At 68.2% G+C, this 24458-nt stretch carries 19 protein-coding genes; 1 reads left to right on the top strand and 18 read right to left on the bottom strand.

Annotated elements, in window-relative coordinates; all coding sequences use genetic code 11:
* Nucleotides 1–32: 32 nt before the first annotated feature.
* The 17 genes from KO481_RS35610 to KO481_RS35530 form a co-directional block, all read right to left on the bottom strand.
* Nucleotides 33–899 carry an NAD-glutamate dehydrogenase domain-containing protein gene (locus KO481_RS35610; RefSeq protein WP_215922897.1) on the bottom strand — a complete coding sequence of 289 codons (867 nt, stop codon included), beginning with the start codon at nt 897–899 and terminating at the stop codon, nt 33–35.
* Between the two features lie 98 nt (nt 900–997).
* Entirely contained in the window at nt 998–1702 is a 705-nt protein-coding gene (locus KO481_RS35605) for a hypothetical protein (RefSeq protein ID WP_215922896.1), read from the bottom strand.
* Nucleotides 1699–2820 carry a discoidin domain-containing protein gene (locus tag KO481_RS35600; protein ID WP_215922895.1) on the bottom strand — a complete coding sequence of 374 codons (1122 nt, stop codon included), beginning with the start codon at nt 2818–2820 and terminating at the stop codon, nt 1699–1701. Before KO481_RS35600 ends, KO481_RS35605 begins: the two co-directional genes overlap by 4 nt.
* Before the next feature lie 81 nt (nt 2821–2901).
* Complete coding sequence (locus KO481_RS35595) at nt 2902–3234, bottom strand: helix-turn-helix domain-containing protein (protein WP_308166901.1); 333 nt, start codon at nt 3232–3234, stop codon at nt 2902–2904.
* A gap of 91 nt (nt 3235–3325) precedes the next feature.
* On the bottom strand, nt 3326–5074 hold the full coding sequence (gene eccE, locus KO481_RS35590) for a type VII secretion protein EccE (RefSeq protein WP_215922893.1): 1749 nt from the start codon (nt 5072–5074) through the stop codon (nt 3326–3328).
* The gene (gene mycP / locus KO481_RS35585; RefSeq protein ID WP_215922892.1) at nt 5071–6402 is read right to left on the bottom strand and encodes a type VII secretion-associated serine protease mycosin; all 1332 of its coding nucleotides are present in this window, start codon (nt 6400–6402) and stop codon (nt 5071–5073) included. Before mycP ends, eccE begins: the two co-directional genes overlap by 4 nt.
* A 77-nt stretch (nt 6403–6479) precedes the next feature.
* A complete protein-coding gene (gene eccD / locus KO481_RS35580) occupies nt 6480–8006 on the bottom strand; it encodes a type VII secretion integral membrane protein EccD (protein ID WP_215922891.1) in 1527 nt (508 codons plus the stop codon).
* Nucleotides 8003–9826: a MinD/ParA family ATP-binding protein gene (locus KO481_RS43630; RefSeq protein WP_245401987.1), complete on the bottom strand. Its 1824-nt coding sequence runs from the start codon at nt 9824–9826 to the stop codon at nt 8003–8005. Before KO481_RS43630 ends, eccD begins: the two co-directional genes overlap by 4 nt.
* Before the next feature lie 37 nt (nt 9827–9863).
* Nucleotides 9864–10754 (bottom strand): ESX secretion-associated protein EspG, encoded by an 891-nt coding sequence (locus KO481_RS35570; RefSeq protein ID WP_215922890.1) that lies wholly within the window; start codon nt 10752–10754, stop codon nt 9864–9866.
* Between the two features lie 23 nt (nt 10755–10777).
* Nucleotides 10778–11077 (bottom strand): hypothetical protein, encoded by a 300-nt coding sequence (locus KO481_RS35565; protein ID WP_215922889.1) that lies wholly within the window; start codon nt 11075–11077, stop codon nt 10778–10780.
* Between the two features lie 42 nt (nt 11078–11119).
* Complete coding sequence (locus tag KO481_RS35560; protein WP_215922888.1) at nt 11120–11497, bottom strand: death domain-containing protein; 378 nt, start codon at nt 11495–11497, stop codon at nt 11120–11122.
* Between the two features lie 30 nt (nt 11498–11527).
* Nucleotides 11528–13144, bottom strand: a complete 1617-nt coding sequence (locus KO481_RS35555) for a PPE domain-containing protein (RefSeq protein WP_215922887.1) — start codon at nt 13142–13144, stop codon at nt 11528–11530.
* Between the two features lie 19 nt (nt 13145–13163).
* A complete protein-coding gene (locus KO481_RS35550; protein ID WP_215922886.1) occupies nt 13164–13481 on the bottom strand; it encodes a hypothetical protein in 318 nt (105 codons plus the stop codon).
* A gap of 85 nt (nt 13482–13566) precedes the next feature.
* Nucleotides 13567–17562 (bottom strand): type VII secretion protein EccCa, encoded by a 3996-nt coding sequence (gene eccCa / locus KO481_RS35545; RefSeq protein ID WP_245401986.1) that lies wholly within the window; start codon nt 17560–17562, stop codon nt 13567–13569.
* A complete protein-coding gene (gene eccB / locus KO481_RS35540; RefSeq protein ID WP_215922885.1) occupies nt 17562–19112 on the bottom strand; it encodes a type VII secretion protein EccB in 1551 nt (516 codons plus the stop codon). Before eccB ends, eccCa begins: the two co-directional genes overlap by 1 nt.
* 4 nt (nt 19113–19116) lie before the next feature.
* A complete protein-coding gene (gene eccA, locus KO481_RS35535; RefSeq protein ID WP_245401985.1) occupies nt 19117–20880 on the bottom strand; it encodes a type VII secretion AAA-ATPase EccA in 1764 nt (587 codons plus the stop codon).
* A gap of 258 nt (nt 20881–21138) precedes the next feature.
* Entirely contained in the window at nt 21139–22086 is a 948-nt protein-coding gene (locus KO481_RS35530; protein ID WP_215922884.1) for a C40 family peptidase, read from the bottom strand.
* Between the two features lie 178 nt (nt 22087–22264).
* Here KO481_RS35530 and KO481_RS35525 point away from each other — a divergent pair, with 178 nt between their 5' ends.
* Complete coding sequence (locus KO481_RS35525) at nt 22265–23356, top strand: hypothetical protein (RefSeq protein ID WP_215922883.1); 1092 nt, start codon at nt 22265–22267, stop codon at nt 23354–23356.
* A gap of 78 nt (nt 23357–23434) precedes the next feature.
* On the opposite strand, the gene KO481_RS35520 is transcribed toward KO481_RS35525, so the two are convergent.
* Nucleotides 23435–24394 carry an acyl-ACP desaturase gene (locus tag KO481_RS35520; RefSeq protein ID WP_215922882.1) on the bottom strand — a complete coding sequence of 320 codons (960 nt, stop codon included), beginning with the start codon at nt 24392–24394 and terminating at the stop codon, nt 23435–23437.
* Nucleotides 24395–24458 lie beyond the last annotated feature (64 nt).

Here is a 24458-nt window from a genome sequence, read left to right as displayed (position 1 = left end):
TGACATGGTCGCCCAGGCTCTCGGAAATACCTTCAGCTCGGCGCGACGACGCTTCGCAGGCGGCGAACGCGGCGAGTCGGGCCGTTTCCGGCGATCGCGGCAGGGTCGTACCCCGTGACCGCGACCGCGTCGTACTCCGAGAGCCCAGCGGGGGCGTAACTCTCCACGGCGGCGGGGCCGTGGACCGTGGCGCCTGCCGGGTCGCCGCTTCCTGCCGAACCACGGGCCGGGAGCATCCGAGCCGCCGCGCCCCAGGGGGTCCTCGTGTCCGGCTTGCGCTCCCGGGACGGCGCGCCGTCGAGCGCCTCCAGGACCCATGTGCGTAGCGTCTCGCGTCGGTCGGCCGACACCTCCTGGCCGAGACCTCCCCGCCGGATCTCGAGCTGGTCGGACAGGACGAAGTACAGGTCAGCGACCTCGGTCGCGTCGGCGCCGGTGCACTCGGCGAGGTCGAGGACCTCCAGCAGCTCGACGCGCCGGACCAGCAGGAAGACCTCCTCGGCCAGATCGGCGGGTGCCCCGCGGCGGATCGGGCCTCCGGAGCGCTGGAGCAGATCGGCGGACAGCGCTCCCGGACGCCAGGCCGGAATGCGCCGCGTCAGGGCCCGCACGCCCTCACGGTAACGGGCAACATCGGTAGCGGTGGCCGAACGCCGATAGCGCAGCCACCACTGCGACGCCAGATCGAGGGCGCGCTGCGTTTCCGCCTCGAGCTCCGTGCGGACACCGGCACCCATCCCCGCGGCGCGAATGCGCCACCGCAGCACGTTCAAGTCGAGGATCTCCATCGCCGCCAAGACCGCCTGCAACGCGTTTTCGGCTGCAACCCTGGACGATTCGTCATCCTCACCGTGGCGACGGTGCGCCGACAGATACGTCACCGTCGGCTGGAACGCCATGTGATCACCTTTCGAAACCAGCGCTACTCATGTTACGACTCACTATATATCGTGCCGTTATATAACGGTCTAATATTGAAGACTTCGCACTGAAAACCTCAGTCCAGCCCCGAACGCAGCAAAAATGTCTGTGCGGCCACCCGATCGGCGAAGTTTCCGGTCTCCAGATGCAACCCGGACTGCCGGTCCGCGAACCAGACGCTGTCCGAGGGATTGATCGCGACGAACCGGGGTCCGTCCGCGAGAATCGTGCCGCCCGTCGCCCGCCACCGCGCGATGGTGGCGGTGAGCTGATCGGGTGTGTCGGTCTGCAGGTAGTAGCTCAGCGCCTGTCCGGCGGTCAGGCCCGACAGCAGCGGCTCGTTCGCCGCCACCACGCATTTGTCGACCTTCTTGGCGGTATCGAAAGGCGTGCACGAGGATTCGGTGCGCAAGGTGTCGGGCAGTGCCTGCTCGGCGCTGGTCGGGGCGCTCCTGCCCAGCAGCGGCGAGGCGGTACACGAGTGCAGTGCGGCGACGGCCAGCAGACCGAGGATCCCCAGTGCCGCGACCACCGCCTGCCACTGCATGGCGCCCCGGAACTTGTCCAGCAGCCCCGGCAGGGCCTTTCCGGCCGCGGGCAGGGCCTTGGCGACCAGCGGCATCGCGATCTCCTCGGCCGCGGTGACGAGCTTACCGGCCTCTGCGCCGCTGACGAGCTTTCCGGCCTTGGCGGCCAGAGGCCCGCCACAGTGCGCGCACTGGGACTGCGCCGCGTTGTTGTGGTGCGCGCAGAACTGGCAGATCAGATGCGGGATAGTCAATGTCCGGTGATCACAATCGAGGAGATGGCGGTGGTGTTCACCGATGGGTCCCCCTTGGAGGCCAGCACCGTCAGAATCACCTTCGAGGCCCGTACGGACGGATTCATCTTCGTCACCACCAGCATCCGCTGATCCATGGTCTGCTGGGTGTAGGTGGTGATGTCCTGGTCGTTGAACCGATACGAAATCCGGCTGACCGTACGGTATTTCGCCCATTCGTCGGTACCGTCGGTGCCGACGTGGTCCCAGCCGGGCACGATGCCGATCGAGGCCACCGCGTAGGTGCGGCCCAGATCGATCGTGAGCACCTGGCCGTCGACGCTGTACGCGCGGGAGCAGGACCATGCCTTGCCGTCGCCGGAGAAGGCGTCCATCCCCGGCGTTCCTCCCGGGGGACAGTGCGACGCAGCGGATTTCACCTGAATGGGCGCATCCGCCGGGGTGGTCGGCGCAGCGGCCTGGGGGCTCGTGGACGCCGGCGCGGGCGCGGGCGTGAGCACCGCGATCTGGCTCGACTGCCGGTCGCCGCCCGAGGTCGTCATGAGCACGACGACCAGCAGGACCACCAGCACGGCCGCCAGAATCAGCGCCACCTTCGGCTTCTTGACCTGAACCAGCAGGCCCTGCAGCGTGGGCGCGGCACTCGTGCGCGGAGCGGAGATCGGGCGGGGCGGGGCCGCCGCCTCGGGCGCGGACGTCGACGGGGCGGTCAGCTTCGAGGCGACCTCGGAGAACTCCCCGGAGTACTCGAGTCCCGCGGCGGCCGGGCTGGTCTCGCCGTTGAGCAGGGCCAGGATTCGCTCGCTGGCCTTGGGCCCCGCGGCAGTGCGGCGCGGCCCGGGCACGCTCGGATCGCCGCGATAGACCTCGCCGGACGACGGTGCGCCGGCCATGAACTCGCCCGGAGAAGCCCCGGGTGTCATCGCTGCGGATCCGACGGACACCCGCGGCGAAGCGGCCGCGACGACCGCCACCTCCGGCCCGCCCAGCTGGGGATCGGGCGCCGCGCTTGCCGCCTCGGACACTGCGCCCCGCCCGAAAGCGGAGTCCGCTAGCAGCGTATCCAGGACGGCGCCGCGATGACGCAGAAACACGTCCGCACGCTCCTGGGCAACCATGATCCGGATGCTAGCCCGGCCGGACGGCCCTGCGTGTGGCGCGATGTTCCCGGGTCGGGGAATACCCGCCGGACGACTCCCCTACTTCTCCTCGGTCACGAAATACTCTGGGGGAACATCGAATACGCGAGCCAGCGCGATGATGAGATCCAGTCGCGGAATGGACTCACCGTGTACCAGCCGATACAGCCCGGACTGCGATACCGGCACGTCCGGATACGCCAGCTCCAGATGCTGCGCCAGCGAATACAGCGTCAGGCCTCGCGTCGCACCGCCCTCGGTGGCCACCACCGACTCCTCGATCAACTGCGAGAGCCGACGCGAGAAGATTGCCGCGGCCGCCTGCCTGGGGGTTGCCTCCCCCTCACCACCGGATTGGACTTCGCCCACCTCGGGCTGCGCGTCACTTGCCACACCGACCAACATTACCGTTCCCATCCTCTCGAATATGCCGTGGGCATTCCACCGCGGATTGCTGTTTCCCAGGTAGCGCCATCGGATTCGCCTATGTGATGTGTCGCGTATCGGGGACCGACACCGGACCCGAGCCGCTGGCAAATGCGGGCGCCGCCGAGACCGGCACGGCCGAGGCGGGCGGTGCCGCAACATAGCCGGGTGGTTGCAAATACCGCGTCTCGCCGTGCGGCTCGATCAGATCCACCCGCACCGTGCGCATCGGAATGCTCACGTCGACAGTCGCGTGGCCGACCTGTTCGATGGTCAGGTCCGCATTCCGGCGGTGCGGGGCACCCGGATCGCTGATCGTCACCGTGGTGTGCGCGGCGGAGGCCCGCGGCGGCACCTGATCGAAGACGGCAATCGTCACCGATGCCGAATCATCCTCTCCGACACTGTCTTCCGTATCGGTTGCCGAGGTAGCCAGGCGCAGCGAGTGAGTGTCGCCGATCGCGGCGACCAGTTGCTGCCAGCGATCCGGCCGCGCCGAATGGACCTCCACGTCGGCCCCGACGGCCATGGCGCGCAACACGATCTGCTGCGCCACCGGGAGCACGGCGTGCACGTCGATCGTGCGGCGCTGCGGGTTGTACCGGGCCGGGTCGTACAGCGGCAGCGCCAGGGTATGCCGGGGCTGCCCGCTGATCGCGCCCAGGATCTGCCCGTTGGGCCCGATCGCCACGGCGAGCTCCTCCAGCACCTCTTCAGGCGCGGTGTCGATTCCCGAATCGGCCTGCGGCAGCGCACGTATCGAGGTGGCCGTGGGCAGCGAGGCCAGCAGCGCGGTGGACTGCAAACCGCCCAGCGAACGCAGGTAGCCGGCCGGCGCCCGCCGGGTGGGCGGCCCGACATAACGCACCAGCGCGCGCGGGCCCACGGTGTCGGCGCTCAGGCTCACCACCACTGTGGTGTGGCCGCGATTCCAGGTCCAGCAGTCGTCCAGGCTCGCGCCGTTCATCCGGGTCCAGTCGACCAGATAGCTGGTCACACAGCGGCCGGGCACCGAGGACTGCAGATGCCGCCAGGTTTCCCGCAATTCGGCCGGTTCCACCCCGGCGTGCAGCAGCAGGGTCGCCTCGACCAAGGCATCGGCCGGCAGCGCGTGGGCGGAGAGGCCCTGTTCGCGCAGCCGCTGCGCGATGCGATGCGTCGCGATGGCCAGTGCCTTCGGCGCGACCGTCTCGCACGGCCCGCGCCGGGACAGCGCGGGCAGATTCCGCTCCTGATCCAGCCGCACCACCAGCCACGTCAGCCGGTGCCCGACCACCGGCTGCGAGCCGATCAACTGGTCGTACAGCATGCTGTAGCTGCCGGTCGGGCGCAGGCGCTGCCCGGTCGTCACGATGTCGATGTCGACGGCGATGCCGAACTGATCCAGCATCGGCAGCAGCCCCGCAACCGAGACCGTGTCCTCGGTGTAGATCAGTTTGTCCGAAATGATGGTCGGCAGATCCAGGTCGGGGGCGAGCTGAATCATCGACAGCAGGGTGACCTCGTTCCCGCTGACCCCGCATACTCCGGCGGAAACCTCGACATCCCACGCCGGTGGCAGATTCGCCCGTAGCCGGGCCCGCGCCGCCAGGCCGAAACGATAAGTGCTCCAGTCGATCATCGCCCGAGCCGGCGTCCGGGCCCCCACCTGTACCGCGACCGAAAACAGCAGGGTCGTCACCACCACCGCGCTCACCCACCACGGCGTGCGCCCGATCAGACCGGTCACCGCCAGCGAACCCCCTACCGCGACAACGGCGAACGGACCGCGCTCCACGCCGCCGATCCGAACCCGCACCAAGCTCATTCACGCCTCCGGAACCTGTTCGCGCCCAGTACCACCGCACCCAGCACCAGAACCGCCGCGATCACCGCCGCCGTCGCGATGCCCGGGCGCAGATCGGCCGGGCGCGGAGGCGGCGGCATCGTCAGCCGCGCAGCCTGATTCACCCCGGCCGGCGCACGCGGCGGCGTGCGATACCCCAGCGCCGCGACCGGGTCGATGACCCCGACTCCGATCGCGTCGTCCACGCCCCACGCCGGTTCGTGGGCGCTGGCCGCGAGTCGGTCGATGATGTCCTGCGAGTTCTCGCGCGGGAAGCGGGAACGCAGCAGCGCGGCCGCCCCGGCGACATAGGCGGCGGCGAACGAGGAACCACCGACCGGGGTCAGCGAGCTACCCGACGCGACACCGTTGATCAGGGCACCCCCACCGGGGCCGAGGGATTCGATGCCGGTTCCGGGCGCGCCGAGCGAAACCCACGGTCCCAGCATCGAATTCCCCACCGGGACGCCGGCGGCCGTGGTGAATCCGACGGCGACCACGTCCGTGCTGAAGCAACCCGGCGTCGAAATGGTCTGCACATCACGCCAATTGCGCACATCGCCTGGTTGGCTGGGATCGACGTCGGGATTCTTGTCGCAGCCGTTCTCCCCGGCCGTCCCGGCCCCCGCGATGATCACCGCGTCGCGCGCGCGCGACGCGTAACCGACCGCGGCGGCCAGTATCGACTGATCCACGCCCGAAGCCGCGGGCATGCAGATCGGCACCGAGACCACGATCACCCCCGCGCCCATGTTCGCCGCATGGACGATCGCGCGGGCGAGTGTGCGCACCTGCAGCGCAAGTTGTTGCGCCTGATCGAAATTGCCGTTGGCCCTGACGCTGAACGCATCCGAGCGGTAGCGGATGGACAGGATGTTTGCATCCGGTGCGACGCCGGTGAATCCGTCCGCCTGATCCGCGGCGGCGCCGATGATTCCGGCCACCAGCGTGCCGTGCGCGTCGCAGTCGGACAACCCGTTCCCGCCGCTGGTCACGTAGTCCCCGCCGCCCAGGAGATGCGGCAGCCGCGCATCCGGGCTCACCCCGGTGTCGAGCACCGCAACGGTGACCCCCGCACCGCGGCTGAGGGTGCGTGCCTTGTCCAGATTCAGCATCTGCTCCGGCGGCGGAACCCGCGACAGATCGCTCTGCGGTAGCACACCGGTCCCCAGACAGCCCTTGTCCTGTTGGACGGGCAGCTCCGGGCCGGGCGGGCCGTCCACCATCGGGGCCCCCACGATCACCTGTGGCGGGGCCATCGCCGCCGCGGGCGCGGCGGACATCGCGAAACACCCGGCGGCGACCAGCATGCACGACACGGTGCCCCGGAGCGATCCCGCACCACCCCTGCGGGGCCGCACGCTCACACCGTCGAACCCACGGACCATCAGATCGCACGCATCGCGGTGTAGATCCCCATGATCCAGCAGGACAGCACGGGGACGGCCAGGATCAGCGCATACTCCGCCAGATCCGTCAGCCGCCGGGTCACCGGCGACAGCCGCACTCCCGGAAGACGGACGGCCGCAACACAACCCAGTGTCGCTATGGCGGCCACCACGAGCGGCACCGCGAGCCGGGCATAGGGGGTGTGATACGCGCCGACCTCGACGAAGGCCACACCGATCACCGTGGTCGCCGCCGCGGCGACCAGCGCAACGGCCTGCACGCGGTCCGGATACCAGCGCGCGCGCATACCCAGGATGCCGGCAACCGCGACGGCCAGCACGATCTCCCGGATACCGCCCGGGCTCACCGCCGCGGCGCAGATCGTGGCTCCGGACAACAGGATCGTGATCGCCACGATCAGTCCGCGCAGGCTCAGCACGGCCAGCCGGGCACGGGCCTCGATGCCGTCGGACCGAGCCACCCAGGGGTCGCCGGCCTCCTCGGTGAACTCGTCCTCACGACCGGACTCGGCGTCGAAGATGTCGGCAAGGGTGGTGGGCGCGACCTCGGTGCCCGGGTCGGGCAGGTCCGGCGGCCGAATTCGCGCGGCCAGCACCGCCAGTCGCGGCCCGGAGGTCAGCAGCACCAGACCCGCGAGAACCACGCCTCCGGCAACCTGTTTCGCCGAAATATCCAGATAGGTCGCGGGCAGCACAGCGATCGCGAGAGCCGCGCCGAGCACCGTCACCGCCAACAGCACCGTCACCCCGTGGCCCGAAATCCGCAGCATCGCAGCCGATGCCACCGCGGCCACCACCGCGCCGGCGGCCAGATTCGCGGCCGCGAACGGGCCCGGATGTCCGTAGGCGGGCGGCACCAGCATCGCCCCGCCCGCGAACAGCAGCGGAATCGATGCGATCGTCAGGCCCAGGGCGATGCGCGCGGCTCCCGGTCGCCGCCGAATCCCCATGGCCGCCAGCCAGCTCGTCGCGCCCAGCAGCAGCGCGGGCACCGCGCACCACAGCGCCGACCCGGTGTCCGTCCAGATCCACGACAGCATCACCGCGATCGCCAGCGCGGCCGCGCCGACCATGCTCACGCCCGCGACAACCGAGGCGTCCGCGTCGTATTCGGCGAATTCGCGTTCGTTGATCATCGCCAGGGCGTCGGTGACGTCCTCGACGATCGGGGTGAACGACTCGGCCGATTCCACGACCGACAGCATCATCACCGTGCCGTCGACGACGTGGTAGTCGGAGAGGCTGCGCCACCGGGGAATCGGCGCCTCACCGGGGCGGGCCAGGCTCCACTGCCCGGCCGCGGGTGTGAAATCGACTGTGTCGTCGTCGATCGCGTCGGACAGCACGCCCAGCAAATCGTCGATGAACGTCTCGATCGTGAACTTCGTGGGCAGCGCCACGTCGACCTGATAGGTCGCCACCATGACCGCGATCCGGGCGCGCGCCACCTCCGCTGACGGCTGCGACGGCGCGGCGGGCGCCGGCGCGACGGCGGTGCTGGTCATCGGTAGCCTCCCGATTCGGCATGGCGGCCGTCGGTGAATCCCGAAAAGTTGTCCGCCAGCGCCGCGGCCAGCTCCTCGAACACCACCGCGGTCTCCTTGTCCACCAGGCGCAGGTCGATCTCGCCGCCCTCGGCCAGGTGCTGGTCGTAGGGCACCACGCAGGTCGGACGGGAGACGGTGGCGAACAGCTTCTCGATCTCGGCCACCTCCACGATCGGCTTGTCCGGCCGCTGATGCACGATCGCCACGATGGAATTCTCGACCAGATGCGGGAATCCGTGCATATTGAGCCAATTGAGGGTCGCCACAGCGCCTTTCACGCCACCGACCGTGGCGGGAGTAACCACGACCACCGAATCGCTGGATCGCATCACAGTATTCGTCGCCGAGGTCAGCACTCCGGTGCCGCAGTCGACGAGCATGAGGTTGTAGTGGCGGCGCAGAGTATCGGTGGCCGCGGCGAATTCGGGCCCGGACAGCGCCTCGACGGATTCCGTCGTCCATGGCGAGGCGACGACCGCCAGGTCCGCGGAGTTGATCGCGGTATACGAGTGCACTGCCGAAAACGCGTCCAGGTTCTGGGCATACGCCAGGTCGCGCAGCGTCAGCCCATATGGGTGGCGACTGGTGCGGGTGGCAAGGTCCCCGAAATCCGGATTCGCATCGACCGCGACCACCCGGTCCGGGCGCAGGTGCGAGAAGGTGGATCCGAGCGTCGCGGTGATCGTGGTCCGGCCCACGCCGCCCTTCACGCTCAGCACAGCGATCTGATAGGTCCTGCTGAGCGGGCGGCGAATGCGCGACCGCCGGTCCTCGAACCGCCGCTCGGCCGGGGACAGGCCGAGGTTGAATCCGACCTTGTTCAGCGCGCCGCGCATACCGGCGTTGGAGCGCAGCTTGGCCTGCTTCATCGCGGCGATCTGGCTCAGCAGATCCTGCGAGGACAGGGTGGCCGGCATGACCTCGGGGCGATGGACCTCGGGGTGGGCGGTGGTGTAGGCGGTGGGACCCTGCGCCCACGGCGGAGCCGCCGATGTTGCCGCCCACTGGCTTCCGGGCATGTGGGTGGCGTGCGGTCCCGTGGTGGTGACATCGCGACGCGCCAGCGAGGCGGCCTGCGAGTAGGGGATCTCGACCTCGGGTGGCTGGGCGGCCGCGGGTGGCTGAGCGGAAGTCTCGGGTGGCTGCACGGCAGCCTCGGGTGGGCGTGCGGTGCCCTCGCCGGGTTGCGCCGTGACCTCGTCGGGCCTGACGGATGCCTGGTTCGAGCCCGGTACGAGGTTGTGCCGTGCGGAGATGTTGTGCCGTGCGGAGATATCGCCGGATGGCGTCGAAACCTCACCCACCGGTGCGGCCTGCGGGCTCAGCGGTTCCGACATTGCGGGCTGAGCGAACGGTTCGGACACACTGGGCGGGGCGAACGGCTCGGACACGGCGGACGGAGCGAACGGCTCGGACACGGCGGACGAAGCGAATGTTGCGGGCGGTGCGACGGGCTGCGCCGGAATCGGACCGGGCTCGCCGGCGCCGCCCTCCTGCGGACCGGCCGAAACCTGTTGGGTAGGCCAGGGACGATCGATCTTCCGAGTCCGCCCGGACTCCGAAAAGTCCGGTTGCACTTGATCATCCGGCCTGTCGGCGACCGATCCGGACGCGGGTTCGACCGCGCCGGTTCCGTGCTCACCGAGGGGCACGGCGGGATACGCCCCGCGGGCCTCCACGCCGTCGATCGCCACGGCATTCTGGGTGAAGTAGGCGTCGTACCCGCCGCGCGTGCGGACGGTCCGCGCCGTGTCGCCATTCGTATTCGTCCGGCTCATATTTCCTCACCCTCTCGAAAGCCGTAGCGACACACGATCAATCGCTCCGGCTGGTGTCGAACCAGCTGTGGCCGGGCATCAGATCGACCAGGGCCCGCATTCCGGACAGCACGGCGGCGTCGTCACCGGGCGCGAAGGTGTACCGTATCTGCCCGTCCATCGCCGCCCGGGGCGTCACGACGATGCGTCCCGACAGGGTGTCCTGCACGGTCAACACGATCTCCGGAATCGTCTCCGCGCCATCGTGATGCTCGATCATCGCCACCTCCGTACGCCGCATGACCTGATCTATGGCGCGGCTCAGTACGGCCGCGGTATGCGCCTGCGCACCCAGCTCCTGTAGTGCCCTGCGCCGCTCCTGCCCCGGCGGCACTTCCGCGAACTGCTCGAGTGTCGCGGTCATCGGGGCGAAATTCAGCGCAGGAGAGGGACCCAACGCCGCGAGCAGGGCCTCACAGACCGTCTCGAACCCGCCCGGACGACAGAACACCGACTGGATCACCACGTGATCGCCGTTGCGGATGGCAAGCACATGATCCGTACCGCGGCGCACCAGCGACATGCGTAGCGCGCCCTTGTCGGCCTCCTCTCCCTCCAGGCCGGTGTCGGCGATTCGCGCGAGCATTTCGACGTCGGGCCGATAGAGGCATTCCAGCCAGTGCTCGACCACCGGATGCACCTTCCCGTCGACCAGAATTCCCGCGTGGGCGAGTTGTGGCCTGATGACCTCGCGCACCCGGTTGCGCTCGGCGATGAGGAAGATATTCGGCCGCAGCGCCAGCACCCACGGATAGGAGTCGATGCCGACCAGATCCTTCAGGAAGAGGGCGGCATCGACATTCACCTCGATCGAGACCGGGTCGGTGTCCGCGTCATTGCCGAGTTCCCAGCCCGGCGCGGGCTGGTCACGTGGTGACGCGGACGACATCTCGGACAAGTGCGGTAGCCCCACTAAACCTTGATGGCCATGAAGCGGTTGGCGTTGTTCCGGTCGGTTTGCGACATCGCACCTTGACTGCCGGCGACGTCGCCGATGGCGATCTCCAGCTTCCTCATGGCCGCGTTGTAATTATCGAGCTTGGTTCCATAGCTCGCCGCTACCTGCTTGAGCGCGTCCATTCCCGCACCGGACGCCACTGCCATCAGGCCTTTCTGCGCAGCCTGCATGTCTGCCAGAGTATTCTCCATTTTCGTAATGATCTGCCGCAAGTGATCGGTGTGCCCATCGATGGCGGCGAATTCGAACTTCATGATGCCTGTTTCCTTCCGTATCTGTTATCGAATTGGGAGCAACTATGTCAACGAACTCAAAGCGCTGGTATCGATCTTGCCGCTCCAGTTACCCATTTCCGGGGTCGCAGCCCCGGATGCGACCTCACGGGCAAGCTGCTCCGCGCCTGCCAAATCCGTTGCATCGATGTGCGCGCCAGCATTGGACAGTGCTTCCATAACGTCGCCCATGGTGCCTTCCAGGGCCTTCCCCTGCTCCCAGGCATTTCCGAGGGCGGAAAAGATCTTTTGCCCGATACCGTCGCTCTGCGCGGCCGCCTGCAGGCCCCCCTGCGCGTAGGAAAGCTCTCCCAGCTGGCTTCCCAGGTCCAACCAGCACGAATGGATCTTGTCCGCCGCAGTCTGCAGCTGCGCCTTGTCACCGGTTAATGGTTGTGTCATTTCCTGTTCCTTTCGGATCGGTCCTTATTTTCAGTCCCGATGGGAATCACCGGCGACGTATTGCGGCGCGGGATCCTCGTCGGCGTTTTCCAGAACCCCGAACGAGAGCGCGAGATCATCGGCCACATCCTGGACGGCCTCGTCGTCGCGGAATTCGAGAACGCCGATTACCGGCGCGTCCTCCAGGTCCGGCACGTTCGGATCCGCGCCGGGCGCGATGACCCTTCCGGATGCCTTACGCTTCTTCTCCTTGTCCCGCCGCATCTGCTCGGCCGGTGCGCTCGCACCCCGCGATGCGGCGGAGGGAGCCACCGATTCGGGGGCCTGCTCGTCGAGCGCGCCGAAAACCTTTGCCGTACGGGCGACCCAGTTGCTGGGCATCCGGAAACCCGTTGCGGCGCCGGACATCGTGCCCACGCCGCCCTGCACCATGTTCATCGCGACCATGCTCACGGCGCCGCCGCTGAGACCGGCCAGCGTGCTGGAATACGGCGCGAGGCCGTAGGGGTCGAAGTGCTGTCCGTAGCCGGCGTAGTCGGGGAGATTCTCCGCGCCGGGCGGATTCAGCGCGTCGGCCAGGGCCGAATCGCCGGGGCCGAGACTCGGAAGCTGTTGTGCCGCAGCCTGTCCCAGCGTGTTCGCCGCCTGATTGCCGAGCGTTGTTCCCGCCGAGGTGACAGCCTGCGAACCGGCCGAGGTGACAGCCTGCGAACCGGCCGATGTGAGCGACTGGCCGGCCAGCGAGACCGGGCTACCGATTGCCGTGGGCGGCGACAGCGGGGCACCGCCACCGCCGATGACCGGCATCCCCAGCCCCGGACCACCCGGACCACCGCCACCGCCGCTGGTGATCTCCGGCGGCGGAGTCACGGTCGGCAGACCCGCCACGATGGTATTCGCCGCAGCCGAATACGTTGTCATCGATGTCGCGGCCTGCCCCCGGAGCACGACGTCGTAATAGTGCTCCGTTCCGAGGGCCGCCGGGGTCATCGCTCCCGTGGTGGCCGCGGCAGTCATTGCGGCAGCGGCCGCCGCCTTGGCCGCCAGGCACTCCGCCACCGGCGGCATGATGCCGACCGCCGACATGTAGGCACCGGCCGCGGCCGAGGCGACCTGGGCGCTGCGCGCGGCGTTTTCGGCCTGCCCGTGCAACCAGCCGGCGTGATTGCTGAATGCGGCCTGCGCGGTATGGCCCGTCGGCCAGATCCCCGTCATCGTGGCCGTGGTTCCGTCGGAGTCACCCGCCGCGGTGTGCAATGCAGCCGCCATCGCGGTGTAGGCGGCGTTGGCTCCCTGCAACGGGACCTCGCCCGCCCCGAAGGTCAGGCGCGCGGCGTTGACTTCCGGTGGCAGAGCAATGAATTCGAATGTCTGCGCAAAGCTCGACAGCGAACCCATCAGCTGACCCACCTGCTGCACCTGCTGGGCGTGGGTGAGCGGGGTCACCACATATCTCGCCGCGTCGGGTATGGGCGCATAGACGCCGTACCCCGGCTGGTCGGGCGTAGGATCCGCGCGGTCCACGGGCAGGAAACCATCGGGCGTCTGGGTGGCGCCCGTCGGGGAGACCTGCGTCGTCGTGACGGTGTTGACGTCGTGGGATGGGGGCTGGTTCGGATTCTGGAGGTATGAATAGGGCGAAGTCATCGACCGCTACCTCGGCTCGTCAGGATCGGAGGAAGACGTCCCGGGAGGCGACTTCCGCGCCGCCCGAGGCATCTGTGCTGTGATATGTCGAATTCGCCTGGTGCACTGCACTCGAACCGGCCTGCTGGTACCCCACCGCGGTGCAGGTCGGCGTGAAGAACGTGGGGTTGTATGCCGTCATGACCTGGGAGATCATGCATGTCACGACATCCAGTGCGCCCGGCTTCGGGCTGGCCGGAACCCTATTCACGGAAATCGCCGCCCCCACCCCCGCCGCGATTTGCATGTGCGAGCTGGCAACGCCGGTCAGGCCCTCGTGGAGTTCAACACTAGTCATTGAAATGCCTCCTCATCGCCGGCCCGCTCGAACCGGCCGTATAAGGAGAAAACTAAGCCATTCCCACTTGTGGGAACTCGAGGAATCAATCCGGCGTCCACGCGGATTGCACCAGGTCACGGCGTGAATGCATAGGCTCAACGAAGATGCCACGGCCGACCGGCTGCTTGCTCGCCTTCACGTCACCGATGAGCGTGCCGTCCAGCTTCGATCCGTCCATGATGAAGCCCGAGGAATTGAGGTTCTTCATCTGCCCGAGCACGTTGTCGTACATCGCGGTGTCGGCCTGGGCGATATTGCGGGCCGCGATCACGTGCAGTCCGGTGTCGCGGCCGTCGACGATGATGTCCTTCAACGGATCCAGCGGATTCATCGCACCGCGCTGGGCCACCATGTGGTAGTCGTCGATCACGACGAAGACCTCCGGCCCGCTCCACCACGAGCGATCCCGGAGCTGCTGGGAGGTGACGCCGTCCGGCGGGCGGCGGTTGCGCATCGTCGCGGCGAAACCCGGCAGGCTGTCGAACACGTCGCGTTCGCTGGTCAGGTAGCCGATGAGCTGCGATTCCGGCACCAGGTCCATATGCCTGCGGCGGTAGTCGATCAGCACGACCTTCGCCTGATCGGGCGTGAACTGGCGGCCGATCGACCGCAGCAGCGCCGACACCACGGTCGACTTTCCGCTGCCCGAGGACCCCAGCACGATCAGGTGCGTGGAGGCCCCGAAATCGACTGCGGCAGGGCCGAGATCGGATTCCCGGACGCCGAACGGCAGCACGAGCCGCTGGGCCAGCGACACCGGCTGGGGACGCCCGGCGGTGATCTCGTCGAGGGTGATCTGCGCGGGCAGCAGCCGCACCTCCGGCGCTCGGCGACCGCCGTACATCTGGGCGAAATACTCTATGGCCGAGGCAATTCCGGTGCCGACGGTCGCGGCCTCCCCGACCCCGTCGACCCGCGGGAGCGCGGTCAGCATGTGCAGGGCGTCGGCGGAGATACAGCGTCCGGGGCGATCCGGCGGAACCGAGGCGACCAGGGCCCGCTGGGCCATGAAGGCGGTGTCGGTGAGGTCGCCCAGGCGCATCTCCACGCGGGTCTGCAGCAGATCCTTGATCGAGGATCGGACCGCCGCCCAGCGCGAACTGCTGATCACCAGGTGCACACCGTAATTCAGGCCCTGGACCGCGATTGCCTCCATCACGGACAGGTATTCGTCGAAATACGGCCCGGTGACCGCGAATCCGATGTCCCAGCCGTCGACTACGAAGAACACGTCGCCGTGCAGGTCGCCGCGCGCGGTCAGTTCGGCGGACTCCTGCGGCGAGTTCCGGCGGCGGCGGAATTCGCGCATGCCGTCGATGCCGAGCTCCGCGAACAGTGCCTGGCGTGCGGCGATCAGGTTGTTGATCAGCGCGAACGTCCGGCGGATTCGGTCGCCGTCACGAGCCGACGCGACGGAGCCGACGTGCGGGAGATTGCGCAGACCGGCCAGACCGCCGGCGAAGTCCAGGCAGTAGAACTGGACCTGCTCCGGGGTGTGGGTGGCCGCGGCGGCCATGACGAGCGTCTGCAGCGCAGTCGATTTGCCCGACTGCGGACCGCCGACGACGGCCACGTGACCACCGGCCCCCGACAGGTCCATCGACCAGACGTCCTGGCGCTGCTGGCGCGGCTTGTCGATGATGGCGAGCGGAACCTGCAGCATGCCGGGCTGTACCGCGGTGACGAGTTGGTCCACGGTCGCCGGAATGCCCAACGGCGGCAACCACATCACATGGGCCGGGCGTCCGTGCCCGGAAAGCTGCTGCAGCACAATCTCCATCACGGTGATCGGCTCGCCCTCGTCGGCGGCGGGCGCGGGGGCCACAACCGAAGCGGCGACCGGGGCCGGCTTGGTCTCGGTGATGTGGGCGGCCAGAAACAGTTGCGGCGGACGGTATCCCCCGGCGGAGCGGTTCTGGCGCTTTCCGCCGCCGACGCTGGCCTGCGCGGGGGCGGCATAGGGCTCGCCGACATAGGCCGCTTGGAAACGCTGCAGGTCTCCCGAGCCGACACGCAGGTAGCCCGCGCCCGGCTTCTTGGGCAGATGGTAGGCATCGGCGGTGCCGATGACGTCCCGGGAATCACTGGTCTGGTTGGTGCGCAACGCGATTCGGTAGGACAGGTGCGCCTCGAGTTCACCCATGCGGCTGGCGGGGACTTTCTGGGAGGCCAGCAGCAGGTGGATGCGCAGCGAGCGGCCCAGGCGGCCGATCGCGACGAACAGCTTGGTGAAATTCGGATGCTGCTCCAGCAGTTCGGCGAATTCGTCGAGAACGATCAGCAGCGTCGGCATGGGCGGGAGTTTCGCGCCCTGCTCGCGGGCCCGCTCGTAGTCCGCGACGCTGGCGAAGTTTCCCGCGTCGCGCAGAATGCGCTGGCGCCTGGCCATTTCGCCGTTGATCACGTCCTCCATGCGGGTGACGAGGTCCGCCTCCTCCTCCATGTTGGTCACGACCGCGGTGACGTGGGACAGGCGATCGAAGCCGAGGAAGGTCGCACCGCCCTTGAAGTCGACCAGCAGCATGTTCAGCGTGTCGGGTGAATGCGTTGCGACGGCCGAAAGCACCAGGGTCCGAAGGAATTCCGACTTGCCCGAGCCGGTGGCGCCGATGCACATGCCGTGCGGGCCCATGCCGTCCTCGGCGGATTCCTTGATGTCCAGGTGCACGATGCCGCCCGCCGGGTCGTATCCGAACGGGATATTGAGCCGGGAGCGGTCGGCGTCGCGCCGCCGGGGCCACTGGCGTTCCACCCGGATCGCACCCGCGTCGGCGATGCGCATCATCTCGGGCCAGGTGGTCCCCACCGTGGCCTGTTCGGCAGCGACCGCCTCCACCACCGTGGAGAGGCGATACGGCGACAGCGAACGCGCCAGCGACAGGGCCGATCCCGCGGACATGGCGTCGGCCACCCCGATGCGCCGCATGCCACGCGAATTCACCTCGTGCAGTGAACGGTCCGGGTCCACCGTGAACCGCAGTGCACGCGGCAGGGATTGTTCGCCGGGACTTACGCGTATCCAGGTGCAGCCGTCGATGCCGGAGATGTCGCGGTCGGTGGCGGGACCCCCGACGTCGACGATCAGTACGTAGTGCTTACGTTCCAGGCTGGGATCGGCGTTGGCGGTGAACGGACCCCGGTTGAGTCCGGACAACACCTTGACTCGCAGCTCACTGACGGACTGATACACCATCCGGCTCGGCCCGAGCGCATCCGTCTCGGACGGATGCTGCACGTGCGGAAGCCATTTGAGCCAGTCCCAGCCGGGCGCATCCGGATCGGGCAGCACGGCGGCGACGGCGACCTGGTCGGGTCCGTGCAGCACGACGAGCTCGGCTATCATCGCACGCACCAGCGCGACCAGGGCGCCCCGATCGCCATCCAGGCCGATCAGGGGCGCGGAGAGCAGGTTGATCGCGATCGGCATCCCCCCGACGGTCGAATACGCCTTGGCGAACCGGGTGAGCTCGACCACGCCGACCGGATCCAGGTCGGAGGTGGGCGCGGCCTCGGGCACGATCACCCTGACCTGGTTGGTGATCCGGCCCCGGCCCATCCGTACGCGCAGGAACTGCGGGCTGGACATCTGGACCTCCCACATGCGCGTGCCGCCGATGATCGGGGCGAGCGCGGCGGGCCCGGGATGGGTGTAGCGCAGATAGGTGGACAGCTCGATCTCGGCGTCGCGCACCATCTTTCGGTGCTCGCCGATACTGCGCAGATAGTCCTTGCGTTCCTCGTTGAGCCCGGCGGAGCCGGCTCCGCCGCCGAATGCGCCACCGACCATGCCGAATACGGAGGTGAGCATCATCATCGGGAACATCAGCATGGTCGGAGAGAGTGTGCCGCCACCGCGGAACATCATCACCATCATGCCGACCATGGAGGTCACCATGACCACGGGCATGATCGTCTTGATCCGGGACGGCGGCACCGGCTTGGGGAGCTCGGTCGGTGGCTGCAGGCGCAACTCGGTGACCGCGGGAGCCTTGGGCCCCTTGACCATTCGGGCGGGACGCACGAACCTACGGGTCGTCATCAGCTACCTCCACCCAGTCCCACCGCGGCCTCGTCGGCGGCGACGCCGTCGTGCGCGAGCCGGGCGTTCTTCTGCGACAACGTCGGTCCGACCGCCAGCAGCGAGACGATGTTCCACGGCGCGAGCACGGGAGCGCGCAATCCGAGCGCCGACAGGGTGGGGTCGACCGAGCTCTGGTCGAGCTGGACGTCGACCCCGTATCGCACCCCGCTGCCGGAGATCCAGTACAGCGACTCCCGGCGCGCGGAACCCTGATTTACGCCGGTCACCTGCACGAACCGCCCCAGGCTGTCGGTCAGGTACGCGGCGTCGGCCGTACTGCCGTTCGAGGCGGGCGCGGTCACCAGCGCAACGGGGCTGTTCTGCTGGCTGATCGGGAGCGGGAGCCGCTGCCCCACAAGGAAATCGGCGACCGCGTTCTGCGCCGACGCGGACCGGTACCAGTGGTAGCAGGACACGGTGAACCGATCGGTGTCGACGAGCTGGATCGGGTGCGCCGGAAAGGTTTCCGTGCCGGGCCAGGTGCCGGGACGTAGGTTCGCGGCGATCACGTCCGGGCCGACGGTGGTCGCCGTCGCGCCGGAATGTGCGTACCCGCTGCGCAGCATGGTCGCGAGCACCGGACTGATCTGCAGCACACCGGATTCGGTGACGGCGTAGTAGGTCTGGAAGCGATCCGGGGTGTACGTGGTCAGCACCGAGCCGACGGTGACGGCCAGTCCCGACGACAGGGTAATCACGCGCCCCGCGCCCGTTATCTGCGGCACCTTGATCGCGGGCGCCTCCGGGATCGCGTTGATCAGACCCGCGGAGGCGACCAGCACCGGGGAGGTCGCGTCGATGCCCAGTGCCAGCATCACCGCCGAGTCCGTCAGACCGATGAGAGCGCGCACGACCTGTTTGCTGTTGTCGCGATATACCAGCCAGGTGTTCGAACCACTGCTCAGCAGCCGGGCCTGGCCATCGGGCAGGTCGTGATCGGCGTCGCCGTCCACGGTCAGCGCACCCCCGATCACCGTCGTCCACACCGGGCGCTGGGCGGTGGTGGGCAGCCCGGCCCGGTTGAGCGGGGCCTGGGCGCCGGTACGGGCGGAATCGCAGACGGTCCACGTGGAGTCGCGGGGGCCGTTGTCGGCGGTGCTGCCGGGTGCACCGGGGATGCCGACGAGCGGACCGCGCGGATATTTCGACAGCTCGTCGTCCGAGACCGGCACCGGATTCGACGCCTCACCGACGATCAGTCGCGCCGAGGTGAGATTCACCGCGGGATAGAGCCGATCGCCGATGTGCACGAAGAGCGCGCCGGTGTTCTGCTCGGAGACGATCTTCGCCTGCGCCACCTTCTGGGCGGGCTTGAAGAAGGCCAGCACCGCCGAACCAAGGACGACCACGCATGCCAGCGCGACCCCGACCGACAGTGCGGTGGAGCGGCCGCGCCCCGGATCGTCGACCATCGAGGCATCGCGGCGCACCAGCGCATGTTCGATGCGCCGGAACAGGAATCGCCAGCCCGAGATCTGATGCCGGGTAACGACCCGGAACCGAGGCACCCGACTACCTCGCCGGCGCCAGGCCTGCCAGCGCCCGGGTGATATCGGATTCGTCGATGGTCATCAGTTCCTCGTTGGTCATCGCCGACACGTCGAGGCTGTCGCGGGTGAAGCGGTAGTCGCGCTCCCCCTCGGCGGCCTCGATGACGTTGCGCATGAAGCGGCCGTTGCCGACTAGATCGATCAGCTTGCGGCCGTTACGATTCTGCGTGGCCAGCTCCTCGCAGCGGTCGTGCAGGACCTCGCGGGCGCCGTGGGACAGGATCGTATCCTTCTTGTGCGCAACGTGATCGGCGATCTGCACCAGCTCGTCCGCGTTGTAGCTCGAGAAGCGGATGCGCTTGGTGAATCGTGAGGACAGGCCCTCGTTGGAGGCCAGGAAGCGGTCGATCTGATCCTCGTACCCGGCAATGATCACGATCAGCTTGTCCCGGTCGTTCTCCATGCGGGTGAGCAGGGTGTCCACGGCCTCCTTGCCGAAGGCGTCGCCGCCGGACAACCCCTCCTGCACGAGGGTGTAGGCCTCATCGATGAACAGCACCCCACCCAGCGCGGAGTCGATCAGCGCGTTGGTCTTGGGCGCGGTGTGGCCGAGATGGGTGCCGACCATGTCGTTGCGGGAGGCCTCCACCACCTCCGGATTCTCCACGACCCCCAGGCCCGCAAAGATTTTCGCGATCACGCGGGCGATGGTGGTCTTGCCCGTGCCGGGCGGCCCGGAGAAGATCAGGTGCTGCGAGCGGGACTCCACCGCCAGGCCTCGCTGCGCCCGCACCCGGTCCATCAGCACGCCGGATTTGAGCCGATCGACCTGTTCCTTCACCGAGTCCATGCCGATCTGGGCATCCAGCAGATCCGATGCATCCTCCAGCAGGCCGTCGCGTTCGGCCCGCGCGGCCGTGGCGGCATGCGCGGCTGGGTCCTCGCCGGTGGTCGGATCCCACTGATTGGTTCGTGTGGACAGCAGCTGCTCGCTGGTGATCTCCAGCCGATATGTCTTGTCCCGCACCGCACGCTGCCAGTCGGGGCGGTCGGGCCACAGCGCGGAGCCCTGCAGCCCGTTCAGGATTCGATCGGCCTGCTCATGGTCTCCGTTGTGCCGCAACAGCATTCCCAGCAGGTAATGCGCGTCGGCCCAGATGTAGGACAGGCTGCCCGAGGAACTGTCCTCCACGATGCGCTGGGCCCGCGGCAACGCCTCCCCGATGCGGTCCAGGTGTGCAAGGGATTCCGCGGTCATCAGCTCGGCGGCGATGTCGAGCAGCCCGTCGTCCAGCATCGGCCGGGCCGAGCGCGCCGACAGCACGTCGTGCCACCGCTTGGTCCGGAAGTACAGCGAGAGGCGCACGAAGTCGGCCACCTCGTCGCGCGGCACCTGCCCGAGGATGGCCGCGGCCTCCTGCCATTCGCCGCCGATCGCATAGGAACACGCCTGCGCGATGGCGATCTGGTCGCGGTCGGCCATCGCCACCCGCAGGCCGTACATGCCGACCTCGACCTGACACCACAGTGACCGATCGGCCAGGCCCGCGCGCTGCTGATCGCGGTAGAGATTGTGCATGGATCGGTAGGCGCCGTAGATCACCTCGTCGGTGACCTCTCCGGCCATGGCCCGGCCCAGCCAGGCATCGCACATATCCGGATCCAGATCGGTGGCCGTGCGGAACGCGGCCAGCGCATGCGGCTCGTTTCGGCCACCCCCGGCGACCAATCCGAGACTTTGTACCCCCGTATAGAACGCGTCCTCGGCCGCTGACAACTCGGACATCCCTTCCACCGCACTCCGTCTGCAGCGAACGATAGACACTCGCGATCACGAGACGATGCCACCTATTCCCAATATCGGGAAGGCCGATATGCAGCATCTTCACGCCATTTGACGGGCCATTGTTGACTGTGCCGCTAGTCAGGTGTATATTAATTCTCAGATCGCCAGTCCTCATCCTGTCGATCTGACCTCCAGGAGCCGGCGGCCGAGACCCGGCCGCCGGCTACGGCCGCTTTCTCGGACCGTCGGCCGCGGGCCTCACAGCACCCGGACGACCACCGCCCGGCTCGGCATCCGCGACATCGTCACGGTCGCACCGGAATGCGGGGCCTCGATAACCATTCCGTTCCCGGCCGCGAGCTGCACATGCTCGGGACCGCGCGCGCTGAACGAACTCGCCGGAAACACCAGATCTCCGGGGCGCACATCATGCAGTGGCACCCGGACACCGCTGTAGATCTGCTCGTAGGTCGTGCGAGGCAGGATGACGTGGCCGCCGCTAGCGTGGGCGATCGCGTACTGGGTCAGCCCGGAACAGTCGAAGCCGCCGTCGCTCGGCCCCTCGAAACCACCGCCGCCCCATACATAAGGCGAGCCGAGCCAGGCCCCCGCCGCCCTGACCGCCTCGCCGCCCGCCGTGCTGTCCGAGGCAGGCGCGAGATTCGCCCGGGCAGCGGAGCCTCCGCGGCGACCACGACTGCCACGCCGCCGACGGGTGGTGACGGCCTTGCGGCCACCGATCCGCGACACCGGGGTCACCGGCGGCGCGATCCGCGATGCCTGTTCCCGCGCGGCGTTCACATCCGAAGTGACCTGCCGAGTCGCGGTGGTGACGGCGTGCTGAGCCGCGTCCAGCAGTGCGGCCCCGCCGAATCGGGTATCCCCGCACGCGGCGATCGCCTGTGCACGGGCTCGGAAGTCGGCAATATGATCGGTGATCCGGCCGCGCCCGTTCATCGTCCCCGCGCCGGATTCGGAGACGGCCTTGTGCACGAGTTCGTCTCTGCCGGCATGCGATTCAGCCACCGCCCGCTGCATTCCACGGGTATCGTGATAGGCATCCATTCCGGAATTCGCGGGGCCGGGGGCGGTTTCGGCGATATCCCGGATCGAGGCGGCACGGGCGCTCGTGGGCGTGCCGGTGCCATAAAGATTCAAGAGCGACTGCAGCACGCGGGGAAGGTCGTCGGTCACCAACGACGTCATACCTCCGGCCCCCATATGCTCGTTACCCCCTCTCGATTCGGGTCACCTCATTGTGCCGTTACCGCGGCGACGTCGTTCCCAGACATGGGACCAGGCGCGCGGCGCCGACACGAATACGATTCCCAGTCACGAGAAGATTCCACAATGGGAACAGATCCAGGGAGGCGGTGTCCAGGGCATGTCGACGGCCAACGACACGACCGGTGTCGGTGCGCACTACTGGACGGTGACGCTGACGCCGCCGGCGCAGGCACCGACGGCGTTGCGTGACTTCGTCGCCATGGCGCAGAACGCCATTCAAACCGCGGTGGACCTGCTCGGCCGCGGCGCCCCCGAGCTGCCCCCGATAGTGGACGATCTGCTGGGGGCTCCGATCTATCAGAGCCTCGGTACCGGCTCGGCCGACCAGAACTATCAGGCCCTGCTCGCGGCGGTGGACAAACGCAGGGATTCGCTGATGGGGACCGACGCGACGGTCTTGAAGGCCGCCATCACGGTGTCGGCGCGCACGGACGCCTCCCTGCAGTACATCGAGGGTGTCGTCGATCAGTTGCAGACCGTATTGAAGTCGATCACCGGCAAATTGACCACCGCGCAGACCGCGGCCCTCATGCAGCAGATCGGCTATGCCGTGGACGTTGTCAATGCCCGGGTCACCTCCGTGTACGAGGCCAATCACGGCACCGCGGGGTCCTCGGGTGCGAACGGGGGCGGCACGGGCAGCGGATCCGGATCCGGATCCGGCTCGGACGGAAGCGGCAGTGGATCGGGCAGCGGTTCGGGCAGCGGCAGCGACGGGGGTGGTGGATCGGGCACCCCGGGCCAGGGCAGCGGCTCCGGATCCTCGGGCGGGGGGCTGGGGTCACTGCTCGAGCTGCTTCCGATCGTGGGGATGATGGCGCTGCCGATGCTGGCGCAGGTTGCGCAGCCGGTGCTCCAGGCACTCGGGCTGGGTCAGCATCAAGACCAGCAGGACCACAAGCAATCGGGCCCGCAGAACGGAAACGCGCCCACGCAGCAACAAGGTCCGGCGCAGCAACCCAGCCCCGCGCCCCAGCCCACCGCCGCGGCGCCGGCCACCGCGGCACCGGCGACCGCGGCACCACAGACACCGCAGGCACCACCGAGCCCGCCGCCCGTGCAGAATCCGCAGTCCGGCACCGCAACACAGGCCGGGGATCCATCCGCGGCACCCGCTGCGCCCCAACAGCCCCCGCCGGCGACCGTCACAACGAACCCCCCAGCCACCACTCCGGCAGCGGCACACTGAACTCGCGGCCGCCCGGTCGAGGACGATAGGACCGTCCTGGATCGGGCGATCACCGGCGGCGCACGTGGGCCGAGTTCCCTAGGCGCTGACCGCTTCTCGCTCGGCCCGGGCCGCCTCGCGAGCAAGGGCGCGGTCACGCTGCTCCTCGAACTTGACCACGTCCTTCCCCAGCTTCTCCAGGAATTCCGCGAGCTCGTCGCGGGCCCGCTCGCCCCGGGCGGTGAAATCGTTGCGGCCGAAGACGTTCCAGATCTTCAGCACCGGCGCGACGACCTCCTCGAGGTGCTGGCGCAGGTCGTAGATGCCGTGCTTGGCCATCAGGACGCCGTTGCGACGGAAGTTGGGCATGCCGTGGCCGGGCATCACGAAGTTGGTGACGATCCGGGTGATGGCCTCGATCTGCTGGTCGGGGACCAGGTCCAGGGCCGCCCCGCAGAGGTTGCGGTAGAAGATCATATGCAGGTTCTCGTCGGCGGCGATGCGCTGCAGCATGCGGTCGGCGATCGCATCCTGGCAGGCCTTGCCGGTATTGCGGTGCGAGACACGGGTTGCCAGCTCCTGGAAGGTGACATAGGCGACGTTCTGCAGGAAACCGCCCCAATCGGCCGGTGATTGCACACCGTTCGTCATGTGGATCATCCGATCTCGTTCCAGCGCAACGGGATCCACCGCCCGCGTCACCACCAGGTAGTCGCGGATGACGATGCCGTGGCGGTTTTCCTCGGCGGTCCAGCGGCCGACCCAGGTGCCCCAGGCGCCGTCCTGGGAGAAGTTCTCGGCGATCTCGCGGTGGTACGAGGGCAGATTGTCCTCGGTGAGCAGGTTGGTCACCATCGCCGCCTTGGCGACCTCGCTGAGCTGCGACTGGGAGGGATCCCAGTCCTGCCCGCCCATCGCGGCGAAGTTGCGCCCGTCGTCCCAGGGCACGTAGTCGTGCGGATGCCACTCCTTGGCCATCGACAGGTGGCGCTCGAGGTTCTGCTCGGCAACCGGCTCCAATTCCCTCAGGATTTCCAGCTGGGTCAGATCCTTCGCCATCGAGAAGCCTTTCTGTCGTCAGTTCGTGCACGGGCGTGGCGGCCGGGAACGGCTCCGGCTGTGA

Origin of the sequence: Nocardia albiluteola, from assembly GCF_018860155.1 — a bacterium.
Classification (GTDB): Bacteria; Actinomycetota; Actinomycetes; order Mycobacteriales; family Mycobacteriaceae; genus Nocardia; species Nocardia albiluteola.
Note: the sequence above shows the minus strand (reverse complement) of the source record. Positions and strands in the feature narration are given on the sequence as shown.

Excerpts from the sequence above, each read along its gene's own strand:
- KO481_RS35610 (WP_215922897.1), bottom strand. The coding sequence starts at position 899 with ATGGCGTTCCAGCCGACGGTGACGTATCTGTCGGCGCACCGTCGCCAC.
- KO481_RS35600 (WP_215922895.1), bottom strand. The coding sequence starts at position 2,820 with ATGGTTGCCCAGGAGCGTGCGGACGTGTTTCTGCGTCATCGCGGCGCC.
- eccE (WP_215922893.1), bottom strand. The coding sequence starts at position 5,074 with ATGAGCTTGGTGCGGGTTCGGATCGGCGGCGTGGAGCGCGGTCCGTTC.
- mycP (WP_215922892.1), bottom strand. The coding sequence starts at position 6,402 with ATGCTGGTCGCCGCCGGGTGTTTCGCGATGTCCGCCGCGCCCGCGGCG.
- eccD (WP_215922891.1), bottom strand. The coding sequence starts at position 8,006 with ATGACCAGCACCGCCGTCGCGCCGGCGCCCGCCGCGCCGTCGCAGCCG.
- KO481_RS43630 (WP_245401987.1), bottom strand. The coding sequence starts at position 9,826 with ATGAGCCGGACGAATACGAATGGCGACACGGCGCGGACCGTCCGCACG.
- KO481_RS35570 (WP_215922890.1), bottom strand. The coding sequence starts at position 10,754 with ATGTCGTCCGCGTCACCACGTGACCAGCCCGCGCCGGGCTGGGAACTC.
- KO481_RS35565 (WP_215922889.1), bottom strand. The coding sequence starts at position 11,077 with ATGAAGTTCGAATTCGCCGCCATCGATGGGCACACCGATCACTTGCGG.
- KO481_RS35560 (WP_215922888.1), bottom strand. The coding sequence starts at position 11,497 with ATGACACAACCATTAACCGGTGACAAGGCGCAGCTGCAGACTGCGGCG.
- KO481_RS35555 (WP_215922887.1), bottom strand. The coding sequence starts at position 13,144 with ATGACTTCGCCCTATTCATACCTCCAGAATCCGAACCAGCCCCCATCC.
- KO481_RS35550 (WP_215922886.1), bottom strand. The coding sequence starts at position 13,481 with ATGACTAGTGTTGAACTCCACGAGGGCCTGACCGGCGTTGCCAGCTCG.
- eccCa (WP_245401986.1), bottom strand. The coding sequence starts at position 17,562 with ATGACGACCCGTAGGTTCGTGCGTCCCGCCCGAATGGTCAAGGGGCCC.
- eccA (WP_245401985.1), bottom strand. The coding sequence starts at position 20,880 with ATGTCCGAGTTGTCAGCGGCCGAGGACGCGTTCTATACGGGGGTACAA.
- KO481_RS35530 (WP_215922884.1), bottom strand. The coding sequence starts at position 22,086 with ATGACGTCGTTGGTGACCGACGACCTTCCCCGCGTGCTGCAGTCGCTC.
- KO481_RS35525 (WP_215922883.1), top strand. The coding sequence starts at position 22,265 with ATGTCGACGGCCAACGACACGACCGGTGTCGGTGCGCACTACTGGACG.
- KO481_RS35520 (WP_215922882.1), bottom strand. The coding sequence starts at position 24,394 with ATGGCGAAGGATCTGACCCAGCTGGAAATCCTGAGGGAATTGGAGCCG.